The organism is Thermoanaerobacter sp. A7A, from assembly GCF_000445185.1.
GTDB lineage: Bacteria > Bacillota > Thermoanaerobacteria > Thermoanaerobacterales > Thermoanaerobacteraceae > Thermoanaerobacter.
The window spans coordinates 1-13,554 of the sequence record NZ_AVAF01000009.1; the positions used below are offsets into that span (position 1 = coordinate 1).

The 13,554-nt window shown below is 32.7% G+C and carries 15 protein-coding genes; 1 reads left to right on the forward strand and 14 read right to left on the reverse strand.

Going from position 1 to position 13,554, the window contains the following annotated elements; genetic code table 11:
• Positions 1 to 21: 21 nt before the first annotated feature.
• The 12 genes from M663_RS0100575 to M663_RS0100630 form a co-directional block, all read right to left on the reverse strand.
• The gene (locus M663_RS0100575) at positions 22 to 780 is read right to left on the reverse strand and encodes a DUF116 domain-containing protein (RefSeq protein WP_029687575.1); all 759 of its coding nucleotides are present in this window, start codon (positions 778 to 780) and stop codon (positions 22 to 24) included.
• A gap of 20 nt (positions 781 to 800) precedes the next feature.
• On the reverse strand, positions 801 to 1,730 hold the full coding sequence (gene fmt, locus M663_RS0100580) for a methionyl-tRNA formyltransferase (RefSeq protein WP_013570814.1): 930 nt from the start codon (positions 1,728 to 1,730) through the stop codon (positions 801 to 803).
• Between the two features lie 4 nt (positions 1,731 to 1,734).
• The gene (def, locus tag M663_RS0100585; protein WP_003868208.1) at positions 1,735 to 2,214 is read right to left on the reverse strand and encodes a peptide deformylase; all 480 of its coding nucleotides are present in this window, start codon (positions 2,212 to 2,214) and stop codon (positions 1,735 to 1,737) included.
• A gap of 19 nt (positions 2,215 to 2,233) precedes the next feature.
• On the reverse strand, positions 2,234 to 4,432 hold the full coding sequence (gene priA, locus M663_RS0100590) for a primosomal protein N' (protein ID WP_009052443.1): 2,199 nt from the start codon (positions 4,430 to 4,432) through the stop codon (positions 2,234 to 2,236).
• 50 nt (positions 4,433 to 4,482) lie between these two features.
• Complete coding sequence (gene coaBC, locus M663_RS0100595) at positions 4,483 to 5,682, reverse strand: bifunctional phosphopantothenoylcysteine decarboxylase/phosphopantothenate--cysteine ligase CoaBC (RefSeq protein ID WP_029687576.1); 1,200 nt, start codon at positions 5,680 to 5,682, stop codon at positions 4,483 to 4,485.
• An 11-nt stretch (positions 5,683 to 5,693) separates the two neighbouring features.
• The gene (gene rpoZ, locus M663_RS0100600) at positions 5,694 to 5,906 is read right to left on the reverse strand and encodes a DNA-directed RNA polymerase subunit omega (protein WP_029687577.1); all 213 of its coding nucleotides are present in this window, start codon (positions 5,904 to 5,906) and stop codon (positions 5,694 to 5,696) included.
• On the reverse strand, positions 5,903 to 6,526 hold the full coding sequence (gene gmk / locus M663_RS0100605; protein WP_029687578.1) for a guanylate kinase: 624 nt from the start codon (positions 6,524 to 6,526) through the stop codon (positions 5,903 to 5,905). Before gmk ends, rpoZ begins: the two co-directional genes overlap by 4 nt.
• A gap of 9 nt (positions 6,527 to 6,535) precedes the next feature.
• A complete protein-coding gene (locus tag M663_RS0100610) occupies positions 6,536 to 6,826 on the reverse strand; it encodes a DUF370 domain-containing protein (RefSeq protein WP_003868203.1) in 291 nt (96 codons plus the stop codon).
• Between the two features lie 12 nt (positions 6,827 to 6,838).
• Positions 6,839 to 7,711 (reverse strand): YicC/YloC family endoribonuclease, encoded by an 873-nt coding sequence (locus M663_RS0100615; RefSeq protein WP_029687579.1) that lies wholly within the window; start codon positions 7,709 to 7,711, stop codon positions 6,839 to 6,841.
• Between the two features lie 45 nt (positions 7,712 to 7,756).
• Positions 7,757 to 8,581: a diaminopimelate epimerase gene (dapF, locus tag M663_RS0100620; protein ID WP_029687580.1), complete on the reverse strand. Its 825-nt coding sequence runs from the start codon at positions 8,579 to 8,581 to the stop codon at positions 7,757 to 7,759.
• A gap of 91 nt (positions 8,582 to 8,672) precedes the next feature.
• Positions 8,673 to 9,803, reverse strand: coding sequence for an MFS transporter (locus M663_RS0100625; protein ID WP_009052446.1), 1,131 nt, complete (start codon positions 9,801 to 9,803; stop codon positions 8,673 to 8,675).
• A gap of 15 nt (positions 9,804 to 9,818) precedes the next feature.
• Positions 9,819 to 10,346 (reverse strand): Chromate resistance protein ChrB, encoded by a 528-nt coding sequence (locus tag M663_RS0100630; protein WP_009052447.1) that lies wholly within the window; start codon positions 10,344 to 10,346, stop codon positions 9,819 to 9,821.
• A 197-nt stretch (positions 10,347 to 10,543) separates the two neighbouring features.
• On the opposite strand from M663_RS0100630, the gene M663_RS0100635 reads away from it, so the two are divergent.
• Positions 10,544 to 12,256 carry an NFACT RNA binding domain-containing protein gene (locus M663_RS0100635; RefSeq protein WP_029687581.1) on the forward strand — a complete coding sequence of 571 codons (1,713 nt, stop codon included), beginning with the start codon at positions 10,544 to 10,546 and terminating at the stop codon, positions 12,254 to 12,256.
• A 24-nt stretch (positions 12,257 to 12,280) separates the two neighbouring features.
• Here the strand turns inward: M663_RS0100635 and thpR are convergent, their stop codons facing one another.
• Both thpR and M663_RS0100645 read right to left on the reverse strand, forming a co-directional pair.
• The gene (gene thpR / locus M663_RS0100640; RefSeq protein WP_004396141.1) at positions 12,281 to 12,829 is read right to left on the reverse strand and encodes an RNA 2',3'-cyclic phosphodiesterase; all 549 of its coding nucleotides are present in this window, start codon (positions 12,827 to 12,829) and stop codon (positions 12,281 to 12,283) included.
• Positions 12,830 to 12,844: 15 nt separating this feature from the next.
• On the reverse strand, positions 12,845 to 13,414 hold the full coding sequence (locus M663_RS0100645; RefSeq protein WP_003869561.1) for a GNAT family N-acetyltransferase: 570 nt from the start codon (positions 13,412 to 13,414) through the stop codon (positions 12,845 to 12,847).
• Positions 13,415 to 13,554: the final 140 nt, after the last annotated feature.

A 13,554-nucleotide genomic window follows, 5' to 3' on the forward strand; every position in this document is an offset into this window, starting at 1 on the left:
TTCTTCCTTATTTTTTATTCATTACAGGAATGCTCCATTTAATATTTTTTTTATGGTCTCTTCAATCTTTGATACCTCTACACGAGTATTAAAACATGGCCCATTAGGTCTCTCATTTATTATACCATACACAGGGATTTGCTTCACATCCTGCATGCCGCTTGTCAAATCTCTTTCACAAGCAATCGCTATTATAACCTTTGGCTTTGTGTCCTTTACTACTTTTCTTGCTAGAGTACCTCCTGTAGCAACTGCCACATTTACGCCATATTTCTCCTTGAAATTTACCAAATCATTGATTTGGCACTTTCCACATCGTCTACAATTATCTATATCATAAGTCACTTTAAATTTACAGTTGCTATTTTGTATGCAATGAGGTGACAATATCAATATGTCTTGTGGGGCATATCTCTTTATATTTTTATTAAATAAAAAATTCTTTATTTCAATATAAGACTGCTCTACCTTTTCAATTTTTAAATCCAAAACTCTTGCTACAAATACCACGAAGGGATAAAAAAGATCTAAGAAATTTGCTATGAAAGAGCTTAAAAATTTGTTAGATTTTTTACTGACCACCACATAAAATGTTGCTCCAATAACAGCTACAATTAAAGCCATCAAAAAGAGAACAAAAATCATTAACGTAATAAGTAGATATTTGTAAAGTTCAATTCTACCTCTATTTATTACGTATAAAATTCCCAAAACAACTAAAGTAAAAACCAAAAAGGTAACTGCCAATATCCCCAAAAAAATTCTTTTTTTCCCCTTCAAAAGTAATTCTCCTTTTTAAATTATCTAAAGATTGTCCCTTCAGGTATATTGTGACCTATTAAATATTCCCTAATACCCATTTTTTTAGAACCTTCTTGTTGAATTTCTACTATCTTTAGGGCGTCTTTATCGCATTTCACGATTAAGTCCCCTTTTGACTTTAAAACTGTTCCATTTTCTTCATTCCCATTGTATTCAACTATCTCGCCTTTCCAAATTTTTAACATTTTATCTCCATAAAACGTGTAACAACCAGGCCAAGGTTTCATTCCCCTTATCAAATTTCGGATTTCTTCTGCCGTTTTGTTCCAATCTATATGTCCCATTTCTTTAGTAAGTATTGGTGAATAAGAAGCCTCCTCTTCCCGCTGTTTCACGGGAGTCAAACTGCCTTTTTCTAACCCTTTTAACGTTTCTATCAAAACTTCTGCTCCTAATCGAGAAAGCTTATCATGAAGTGTTTCCGCATCATCTTCCTCTAAAATAGGAATAGATTTTTTGATAAGCATATCTCCTGTATCCAATCCCTTGTCCATAAGCATTGTAGTAATACCCGTTTCTTTTTCACCATTTATTATAGCCCAATTAATTGGAGCGGCTCCTCTATATTTTGGCAAAAGAGAGGCGTGGACATTGATACAACCATATTTAGGAAGAGTCAAAATCTCTTCAGGTAAAATCTTTCCATAGGCTACAACAACTATGGCGTCAGGATTTATCACTTCTAATCTGTTTAAAAACTCTGGGTTGTTTTTTATTTTCTCCGGCTGTAAAATTTCTACTCCTTTTTGCAATGCCACTTCTTTGACAGGAGAAAAGCTAAATTTCATTCCTCTTCCTTTCTGTTTATCTGGCTGCGTAACCACTGCAGCCACATCATATCCTTCTTCAAAAAGCTTTTGCAAAGAGGGGACGGCAAATTCAGGCGTCCCCATAAAGACAATTTTCAACAAGTCATACCTCCTTAACCTGTTCTTTTTCTTCTTCATCTAAAAATCTTATAGCCTTATCTATAAACAAAACCCCGTTTAAATGGTCTATTTCATGGCATAAAGCTCTTGCCAGTAAATCCTCTCCTTCAATTTCCCTCTCTTTACCTTCTCTATCCAAATATTTTACCTTTACTTTTTTAGGCCTTTTAACCTCTCCTACTACTCCCGGAATACTTAAACATCCTTCGGCCCCTACTTGTTCTCCTTCTTCATATACAATCTCAGGGTTTATAAGCTCTAAAAGACCTTCTCCCACATCTATGACAACTAACCTTCTCAACACTCCTATTTGATTAGCAGCCAATCCTACTCCATCGTTGAGATACATAGTTTGTGCCATATCCTCTAATATAGTCAAAATATGAGAATTTATCTCTGTAACAGGTTTTGCTTTTTTTCTTAAGACCTCATCTCCAATTTTTCTAACATACCTTATTGCCAAAATAAATACCTCCTTAAATTTACATTATACTCAAAGGGTCAATGTCTACAGCTATCCTTATATCTTTAGAATATTTCATCTTTTGAATTTCTTCTGCTATCTCCGTCAAGATGTCTCTATCTTCACTTTTTAAAATGACCTGCCATCTATATCGGTTGTTTATTTTACTTATAGGAGCTGGAGCAGGTCCTAATATTTTATTATAACTCTTATTTTGAAGTTTGTTAATAAGCTTTTGACAAGTTAAATAAGTGCTTACAGCAGTATTTTTAACCTCTTCCTCCTTTTCTCCTGATACCACTATATTCATTAGATGTGAAAAAGGAGGGTATCTAAAAATTTCTCTGTATTTTATCTCTTCGTTGTAAAACTTCACATAATTTTGCTGTTTTGCAGTAACTATACTATAGTGGTCATCTTCATAGGTCTGTATTACTACTCTTCCAGGCTTTTCACCTCTTCCTGCCCTTCCAGCTACCTGAGTAAGCAGCTGAAAAGTCCTCTCACTGGACCTAAAATCAGGAAGATTTAAAGTTATATCTGCAAGTATTACTCCCACCAACGTAACATTTGGAATGTCAAAGCCTTTAGATATCATTTGCGTACCGATTAGAATGTCTGCCTTACCATTTCTAAAGTCATAAAAAATTTTCTCATGAGACCCTTTTTTTCTTGTGGTATCTACATCCATCCTCAAAACTCTTGCATTAGGAAAAAACTTTTTTATGTCGTTTTCTACCCTTTCGGTCCCTATGCCTAAATACCTAATCCTTTTACTTCCACATTTAGGACATGTATCTTTCATAGTCTCCTCATAACCACAATAATGGCAAACCAATTTTTTATCTTCAAAATGATAAGTTAAAGAAATATCACAATTAGGACATTTAGGCACATAACCGCAATCTCTGCAGGAAACAAATGAAGAGTATCCTCTTCTGTTTAAAAAAAGAATAGTTTGCTCTTTCCTTTTAAGATTTTCTTTTATATAGGAAAATAATTTGCGACTAAATATTGAAGTATTTCCGCTTGCCAATTCCTCACTCATATTGACAACTTCTATCTGCGGCATAGAAACATTAATCCTTTTTGTAAGTCTTATAAGTTTATATTCTCCTTTATTAGCTTTATAATAGGTCTCTAAAGAAGGAGTAGCACTGGCCATAACCAGAACTGCTTTTTCTATTTCACACCGCTTTTCTGCCACTTCTTTAGCATTATATTTAGGTCTTAAGTCTGATTGTTTGTAGGTGGTCTCATGTTCCTCGTCAATTATAATGAGGCCAAGATTATTAAAAGGAGCAAAAACTGCATTTCTCACACCAACTACTACGTCCACTAAACCATTTTTTACTTTTCTCCATTCATCAAAACGTTCTCCCGGTGAAAGGCCACTGTGAATTACAGCCACTCTATTGCCAAATCGACTCACAAACCTTTCAATAGTCTGAGGCGTCAATGAGATTTCTGGTACTAAAACTATAGCGCTTTTGCCTATTTTTATAGCTTCATCTATCAATTGAAGATAAACTTCAGTTTTGCCACTTCCTGTTACACCAAAAAGCAAATATTTATCAAAAGTGCCTGTCAAGATAGACCTTTTAACCTCTTCTACAGCTCTTTGTTGTTCTTCTGTCAATAATAGAGGCTTAGTTTTTTCAATATCTTTTACACTAAATCTCAATACTTCTTCCTCGTAAATTTCTATATACCCTTTATTTTGTAAACTTTTTATAACTCCATAGTCTATATTGAGCACCTTGACAAGCTCAGAAAGCCTAATAGGACTTCTATTTTTTAAATATTGTAATATTTCGTATTGCTTTGGCGCCTTTTTGGAAAGCTGTGAAGGTATCTCATCAATATTTATTTTCACAACCTTTACTTTCTTTTCCCCTTGCTTTATCCCTACAGGCATTATAGTCTGGAGAGCTTCAGAAAAATAACATTTATAATAATCCTTCATCCACTTAGCCAGTTCAATCATTTTTTCATCAAATATGCTATAGCTGTCTAAAATCCTATGGATATCCTTTATTTTATCCACTGAATAAGACGCCTTGTCAGTAATACTTATTACATATCCCTCTATAAACCTATTATTAAAGGGGACAGATACCCTCATCCCAATTTTTACATTCATTCCTTCAGGAATACGATAAGTATATACCCTGTCAGTATTAGAAGATTTAATGTCTACAACGACCTCGGCAAACATGGCAACCTCCGCCTGTTAAATATTTACCAAATAAAAAAAGCCGAAAGGCCTTACAACAATTTAGCTATTTCATCTAATATCACATGAGAAGCTTCTATCTTTGTCATCAAAGGATACTCCTTTACGTTTAAATCTCTATCTATGATTTTTATTATATTCGTGTCTACTTCAAAACCTGCTCCCTTTTGAGTTACATCATTTGCAACTATTAAATCCATATTTTTCTCCTTTAACTTTCTTTGTGCATATTCTACTAAATTAGTAGTTTCAGCAGCAAAACCTATCGAAATCTTGTTTCCTTTTTTCTGTCCTACTTCATACATTATGTCTGGATTTTTAACTAATTCAATAGTTAATTTCTCTTCATCTTTTTTTATCTTTTCTTTTTTCATCTCTTTAGGTCTGTAGTCAGAAACAGCTGCAGCCCCTATGACAATGTCTACTTCATTAAGGTGCATCATGACAGCATTGTACATATCTACCGCTGTTTCTACAGGAATAAAAGTCACATCTTTAGGTACCTCTATATAAGTAGGCCCAGAAATTAAAATCACTTGTGCCCCTCTTTCCACTAAAGCTTTTGCAATCTCATAGCCCATTTTACCCGAAGAGCGATTTGTAATGTATCTTACAGGATCAAGAGGCTCTCGAGTAGGCCCTGCTGTTACTAACACCTTTTTCCCTTCAAAATCTCTTTTTTTCTCATTGTCCAATAACTCTAAAATAGCTTTTTCAATCTCATCTACATCAGCCAATCTTCCTGCGCCATAAGTTCCACAAGCAAGCCTTCCGGCAGCTGGCTCCACAAATAAAAAACCATATTCTTTTAAAATTTTAATATTCTTTTGAGTTACAGGATTGGTATACATGTTTGTATTCATGGCGGGAGCAATTAGTACAGGACTCTTTGTAGCAAGAATAGTAGTAGTTAACATATCGTCTGCAATCCCATGAGCAATTTTAGCAATAATATTTGCAGTTGCTGGAACTATTGCAAATACATCTGCTTTTTTTGCTAAAGAAATATGTTCAATCTCCCAATATTTCCTATCTGCAAACATATCAACAACTACTTTATTGTTAGTTAAAGCCTCAAAAGTGAGAGGGCTTATGAAATTTGTAGCTTCCTTTGTCATTATGACATCCACATTTATGTCTTTTTTTACTAATCGAGATGTAAGGTCAGCAGCTTTATAAGCTGCTATACCTCCTGTAACCCCTAATACTACATTTTTTTTGCTTGTATTCATTTCAACACCCTCTATTTTATTCCATATTTTTGCGGTCTTTGATAAGTAATAAGTCCTTTATTTACTTCTTCTGTAGCAATTGTTACAGGTTTATCAGAATCTATGTCTAATAATTTAGTGTCACCAGCAATAAGCTGTCTTGCTCTTTTTGCAACTAAAGAACACAAAGTATACTTGCTATCCACTTTTTCCATTAAATCTACAATTGATGGATATAAAATCATGTCAATCCCTCCCTGATTTCTAAGTACAAATCCTTATTTCTATCAACTCTGCATTTTTCTGCAATAATTATAGCTCTAATTTTTTCAACCGCTTCTTCTACACTATCATTTATAACTACATAATTGTACTTGGAAACATAATTTAATTCTTCATAAGCACTTTTAAATCTTTTTATTATCTCCTCTTCTGTCTCTGTCCCCCGTTTTTTAATCCTATTTTTTAATTCTTCCATTGAAGGAGGCAATATAAAAATAAAAACCCCCTCAGGAAACTTTTCTTTTATCTTTAAAGCTCCTTGAATGTCTATTTCTAACACCACATCGTTTCCTTCTTCTAAATTTTTTAAAACAAACTCCTTAGGAGTACCATAATAATGGTCGTAAACTTTGGCCCATTCTAAAAAAGAATCACTTTCAATCATTTTAAGGAAATCATCTTCTGATTTAAAAAAATAATTTTTCCCTTCTACTTCACCTACTCTCGGCTGACGAGTTGTAGCAGATATACTCAATTTTAAGTTTTTTTCTTTTTCCATTAAGGCTTTACATATAGTACCTTTTCCTGCCCCTGACGGCCCAGAAAGTACAATAAGTAACCCTTTTTTCTTTTTCGACAACACAAATTCCCCCTACTCTTCCTCTTCTTCCTCTTCTTCTAAAGTATCTTCTAATATCTCCTTGTTAGAATTGAGACGATTAGCTACGGTCTCTGGTTGAACAGCAGAAAGTATTATGTGGTCACTATCAGTAATTATAACGGCTCTTGTTCTTCTACCATATGTAGCATCGATAAGCATACCTCTATTTTTTGCCTCTTGAATTATTCTTTTTATAGGTGCAGATTCTGGACTAACTATTGCCACCAATCTATTAGCCGAAATTATATTGCCAAAACCAATATTTATTAATTTAATCGACATACTTTTTCCTCCCTACTCAATATTTTGAACTTGTTCTCTAATTTTTTCAATTTCATTTTTCAAGTCAATGACTTTACTAGAAATTCTATAGTCTATTGACTTTGAAGCAATGGTATTAGCTTCACGATTCATCTCTTGAACTATAAAATCTAATTTTTTACCTACAGACCCTTCTTCTTCTAAAGAATCTTTAAATTGGATAATGTGGCTTTTAAGCCTTGTTCTTTCTTCAGCAATACATGACTTGTCAGCAATAATTGCTATTTCCATTGCCATCCTATTATGATCTATATCTACCCCCAATTCTTTTATACGCTGTTCCAATCTTTTTCTATAATCTTCTACCATTACAAAACTCAAATCTTCAATCTCTTTTACTATATCTGAAATTTTGTCTATCCTATTAACTACATCATCGTATAATTTTATACCTTCTTTGTTTCTCATGTCAATGAGGTTATTAATAGCTTCACTCAATGGCAGTTTTAATAACTCCCATATTTCTTCTAAATCCAAATCATCATTCTTTACTTTGATAACCTCTGGCAAATACACCAAATCACTTACCTTTATAAATCCTTCTAATTCAAATTTAGACTTTATATCAGTAAAAACTCTAAGATATTCTGACAAAAGACTCTCATCAATTTCTATAACATTAATGCTTTTTTCATATACTTCAAAGCCAATATTTAATTCTATTCTCCCTCTCTCAATCTGCTTTGAAACAAATTCTCTCACTTTTTCTTCAAGTCCACTTAAAAGTTTATTCATTCTGCAATTTATATCTAAAAATCTGTGGTTTAAAGATTTAATTTCCACAGTTATATAATAGCCTTTCTCCTTAATCTCACCTCTTCCATAACCGGTCATGCTTTTTATCATCATATCACCTTTTTCTTATTATAGTCAAATTCTCTCTGTATTAAACTAAAGCTCTATCTCACCTCTAAAGACTTCTTCCACACTTCCTGATAAATAAATACTATTGTCTTCCAGCCATTCTACTAAAAGTTTTCCAGCTTTAAAATGGACATTGACATTTTGCTCCGTTTTACCTAAAACTGCTGAAGCTACTGCAGAGGCACAGGCACCGCTTCCACAAGCAAGAGTAAGCCCCACACCTCTTTCCCAAGTCCTTATAGAAATATTTTCTTTATCTTCTACTTTTACAAAATCTACATTTGTGCCTTGAGGGAAAAGGGAAGATTTTTCAATTTTAGGACCTAATTCTTTAATCATATTTTCATCTAATGATTCTACAAAAACAATAGTATGAGGCACTCCTACCCTTAGAGAAGTTAATTTATAAACTTTCCCCTCTATTTTTACCGGCTCATTTATAAATTTTTGCTTGTCACTTTTTACAGGTATTTTATTAGCCTCAAAAATAGGACTACCCATGTAAACTTTTACACTTTCTACTTTCCCATTTTCTACAAAAACTTCTGGCATAATCACTCCCGCTAAGGTTTCCACTGCCATTTTCTCTTTTTTTACTATCCCTCTTTCATAAACATATTTTGCAAAACACCTAGAACCATTACCGCACATTTCTGCTTCGCTACCATCTGCATTAAAAATCCTCATCCTAATATCCGCAATTCCTGAAGGCTCAACGACTAAAAGACCATCCGCCCCTATACCAAAATGCCTATCACAAAGTTTAATAGCTAATTCACTATAATCTACATTTTCTCGAGCCTCAATTACTATAAAGTCATTTCCCAATCCATGCATTTTAGTAAATTTCACCTATATCACTCCATTTTCTAATCTTCAAGGATATTATAACACAAAAAAGGCTAATTTGGTTAGATATTTTAAGAAAATGTGAGGAAAACAATCATAAAACGATCATAAGGCCAATAGCAGCCAAAACTCCCATAATTCCGCCAAAATAAAAAGGTGCAGTTACTCCCAATGTATCCCAAAGTATTCCCGCTATAAAAGAAGCCGGTAAAAGGCCAATGCCTGTAAAAGTAGCATGAAGCCCTATAACTGTACCTTTTAAATGAGGTGGAGAAATCTCCGCAACTAAAGCTTTTTCAACACCCTCAGTCAAAGCGATGTACAAACCATAAACAGAAAATAATATCCACATAGCACTTTTAAAGCCAAAAACAGCAAATCCCAAATACACTATTCCGTAAAGGAAATAGCCGATGATGAGAAGTTTCTTTCTTCCTATTTTATCCGACAATCTTCCCATAGGATACGAAAAAATCATATAAACTATGTTGTACACCAAATACAAAAGTATAACATCCGAATCGCTAAATCCCACATTTTTCGCCCTTAAAAGCAAAAATTGATTAGAGGAATTACCCAAGGCAAAAATTAAAATAACTATTAAAAACATTTGAAGGCGTCTATCAAGACTTCTCCAAGAAAATGAAAGCTTTTTTGAAAGTTGATTTGTTACTTTGCTTTCCTTAGCAAAAAACAGCACAAAAACTCCTAAAAAAGCTGGTATTAAAGAATACATAAAAACCGCCTTATAATTCCCTTTGTAAGAAGTCAAAAAATAATAGGCTAAAGCAATTCCAATCGTTGCCCCTAAGGTATCCAATGCTCTATGAAGTCCATATGCTCTTCCGATCTTATCTTTATCTACAGCTTCAGCAATTAAAGCATCTCTCGGGGCTGTTCGTATTCCTTTTCCAAATCTGTCACTAGTTCTACCTAAAAACACCCATCCCCATGAAGTAGCAAAATACAAAAACATTTTTCCTATAGTGGAAAAAGAATATCCAGCTATAGCTAAAGGTTTTCTTTTACCTACTTTATCAGATATGTACCCTGAAAAAACTTTAAGTATGCTAGCTAAACTTTCTGCAAAACCTTCAATGATACCCACTATTGCCGGGCTTGCCCCCAGTTGAGAGGTGAGAAAAAGTGGAATCAAAGGATATACCATTTCAGTAGATATATCTGTAAGAAGACTTGTCAACCCCAAAATAATTACATTTAACAATTAAAATGCCTCCCTTCACTCTTTATTATTTTCATAAACCAATGAAGCAAAATATTCAAAGTCTCGACTGGCTTTTTCTAATAAATCCTTAACCTCTTTTTTCATTTCACACTCAAACACATCTCTTTGGGCTACTTTTTCAAACCACTTATATAACTTATTCAACTCATCTTCATTTTCCTCTAATTCTGCAAAAGTAAAATTTTTTCTTGCTATCTCTTTTTCAATCTCTTTAAAAAACTCTTCACATTGTTCCTTTATTTCACTATATTCTTCCCTCCTTTGATGATTAAATTGTTCTATCACATCCTTCTCTATTTCTTCATCAAGGGCCACTACTTCAAAGGCTTTAAAATCTCCTCCAAAGCCTTTAATTTCATCCTTTAGCTTCTCTATTTCTTTTAAAAACCTTTCCATGTAAGGCACAATACATACAGACTGTTGTAAATACAAAGCGCCAATTTTTTTTATTCTTCTCCATATAGTAACCCTAGCTGTTGACGAATCACTTGGGACCTTATACACAAAAAGTAACCACTTCAACTTTCCACCTCCTCTATCTTTCTTTCTCTTGCTTTTCAATTTTCTACTTATGGCAATTAAACTTTAATTCCTATTTTTACATCTTGTTTTATTGTAACAAATGTTACAACTAAAATCAACACAATCAATTTTTCACTATTAAACCCTTCGATTTCATGGTATACTTTTTATATACAATAAAATCTGGAGGTTATACTATGGCTTTGGACGGCATAACTTTACATGCAATAATAAAAGAACTAAAAGAAGAAATTATTGGTGGAAGAATTGATAAAATATATCAACCTGAAAAAGAAGAATTAATCTTTATAATACGAAATAAAGGTAAAAACTATAAACTGCTATTGTCTGCTAATGCAAATTATCCAAGAATATATCTTGCAGAAGAAAATAAAGAAAATCCTGCTGAGCCTCCAATGTTTTGCATGCTATTGAGAAAATTTCTTCAAAGCGGCAGGATAATAGATATAAAACAAGTAGAATTTGACAGAATAGTAAAAATCGACATAGAAACAAAAGACGAATTAGAAAATCAAACAATTAAAACTCTAATTATTGAAATAATGGGAAGACACAGCAATATCATATTAATTGACAAAGCTACTCAAACAATAATAGATAGCATAAAAAGAGTATATTCCGATATGAGTAAAGTAAGAGAAGTACTACCTGGGAGGCAATATGTCTATCCACCACTGCAGGAAAAGTTAAATATAAATAATCTCTTCTTAGCCTCTTTCAAGGAAGTACTTAACAACTACAAATCAAAAAAAATTGAAAAAGCCTTAGTAGATATTTTACAAGGATATAGCCCCACTTTAGCAAGAGAAGTTGCTTTTAGATGTAATATATCTGACAGATTTGTAGAATCAATAGAAGATGAGCAAATTGAAAATCTATATCAAAACATAAAAAAAATATACGAAGATGTTTTAAGCTTAAATTTAAAACCTTGCATTGCTTTTCAGGAAAATGAAGTTATTGACTTTTCGTGTATTGATTTGACTCAATATATTACAAAAACTTTTTTCCCTACAGTGAACCAAGCTGCTTGTAAATTTTTCAGTGAAAAAGCAAATATAGTAAATTTGCAAGCAAGGTCCTCGGATTTAAGAAAAATCATCAACAACAATTTAGAAAAACTTTATAACAAATTAGATAAACTTCAACAAGAATTAAACGAAGCAAAAAATGCTGACACTTTTAGACTTTACGGCGAACTTATAACAGCAAATATGCACCTTCTAAAAAAAGGAATGGAAAGCTTCAAAACTATAAACTATTACACTGGCGAAGAAATTGAAATACCCATTGACAAAAAATATTCCCCTTCAGAAAATGCCCAAAGATATTTTAAAAAATACAGCAAGTTAAAAAATGCCAATAAAATAATAGAAAAACAAATATCCGATACTCTTGAGGAAATAACTTATTTAGAAGGTCAACTAGTGAACTTGGAAAATTGTACATTACCATCAGAAATAGAGGAAATAAAAAATGAACTATCTGAACAAGGGTATATACATAAGCAGCAAAAGAAAAAAATATCACGGCAAACTCTTTCTCAACCGTTACATGTAGTATCTTCAGACGGTTTCGACATATATATAGGGAAAAATAACACTCAAAACGATTATCTAACGTTAAAATTCGCAAATCCTAACGATATATGGCTTCACACAAAAGACATACCAGGGTCCCACGTCATAATAAAGACAAATAACAAATCTGTGCCTGAAACAACTTTTATTGAAGCTGCAAAATTAGCCGCCAAATATAGCAAAGCGAAAAATTCTTCAAATGTACCTGTTGATTATACCTTAAAAAAATACGTAAAAAAACCTTCTGGCGCAAAACCAGGTTTTGTAATATATACAAACCAAAAGACCCTTTATGTAGACCCAGAGTAAGATGCTTTTTAGGCATCTTATTTCTTATTTTAAAGGCACACTAAATATAGGAATATATTTTCTTCTATTTTCTTGTATAACGCTCTCATACAAAAAAATTGTATCTACTAAAATAGCCTCTTTCTCTTGTTTTTCAAAAAGATTATTTACTTCTTCTATTCCAATGTTTAAACGTATGTCTCTGGCAATAGTAATGTGAGAAGTAAATTTTCTTTCATCTTTTGCAAATCCTATTTTATATAATTCTTTATCTATATTGTGATGCAATTTATTTAGAAATTCACTTTCTTCTGTTCCTATCCACAGAACTCTCATCTCCTTATCACCTTTAAAAAATCCTACTTCTGAAAGTCGTATGTAAAAAGGGCTGATGCCTTTTACTGCAACTTTTGCCGCTTCTTCTATTTTAGAAATAGCCTCTACTTCTATTTCTCCTAAGAATTTTAATGTGATGTGGAAATTATCTTTATAAGTCCATCTCCCTTTTACAGTATAGTTTTTCAATGTTTCCTGAAATCTCACTATCTGCTCTATAGCTTTTTCGCCTATATCAATTCCAATAAAAGCTCTCATAACTATCCTCCTTGTTCACTTATTATTGTTATTATTTTCCTGGTAATAATTGTTTCTATTAATAAACTCCTCTTTTAAAATTCCCATTACATATTCATTTATGTACTTACCGTGCTTATATACTACTTCTCTCAATAGCCCTTCTTTTTTAAAACCACATTTTTCATAACTCTTTATTGCCCTTTCATTAAAATCATAAACCCTTAACTCTACTCGATGTAAATTTAATTCATTAAAAATAAAATCCAGTAGTAAATTTAAAGCTTCCGTACCATAGCCTTTATTTCTGTGTTTTTCTTCCCCAATCATTATCGCAATCTCACAGTTTCTATTTTTCCAGTCGACATTATTATATGAAACATTTCCTATATATTCACCTGTGCTCCTAAGTATTATAGCGAATTCTCCATTTTCTTTTGGATCTTTTTTTGTTTTCCACCTTTCTGCAACAGTTTCTACTGTAACAGGATATGGTATACCCGGCATCGTTAAATTTCTACTATCATCACTATTCCGAAACTCTACAAATTTTTCAAAATATTTGCTCTCAAATGGAACAAGTTCAATTCTATTACTTTTTAACATGACCAAAACCCTCCAAAGAAATTTTTAATTTATTATAGCATAAAAAAAACAGAAAAGAGATAGTCCATTTTAAAAACAGACTACCTCTTTTTAAATAATATATAAAATTTTACCGGCAGCGACCTACTCTTCCGCGAAAG

Excerpts from the sequence above, each read along its gene's own strand:
- priA (WP_009052443.1), bottom strand. The coding sequence starts at position 4,432 with ATGTTTGCCGAGGTCGTTGTAGACATTAAATCTTCTAATACTGACAGG.
- coaBC (WP_029687576.1), bottom strand. The coding sequence starts at position 5,682 with ATGAATACAAGCAAAAAAAATGTAGTATTAGGGGTTACAGGAGGTATA.
- rpoZ (WP_029687577.1), bottom strand. The coding sequence starts at position 5,906 with ATGATTTTATATCCATCAATTGTAGATTTAATGGAAAAAGTGGATAGC.
- M663_RS0100610 (WP_003868203.1), bottom strand. The coding sequence starts at position 6,826 with ATGTCGATTAAATTAATAAATATTGGTTTTGGCAATATAATTTCGGCT.
- M663_RS0100615 (WP_029687579.1), bottom strand. The coding sequence starts at position 7,711 with ATGATAAAAAGCATGACCGGTTATGGAAGAGGTGAGATTAAGGAGAAA.
- M663_RS0100635 (WP_029687581.1), top strand. The coding sequence starts at position 10,544 with ATGGCTTTGGACGGCATAACTTTACATGCAATAATAAAAGAACTAAAA.
- thpR (WP_004396141.1), bottom strand. The coding sequence starts at position 12,829 with ATGAGAGCTTTTATTGGAATTGATATAGGCGAAAAAGCTATAGAGCAG.
- M663_RS0100645 (WP_003869561.1), bottom strand. The coding sequence starts at position 13,414 with ATGTTAAAAAGTAATAGAATTGAACTTGTTCCATTTGAGAGCAAATAT.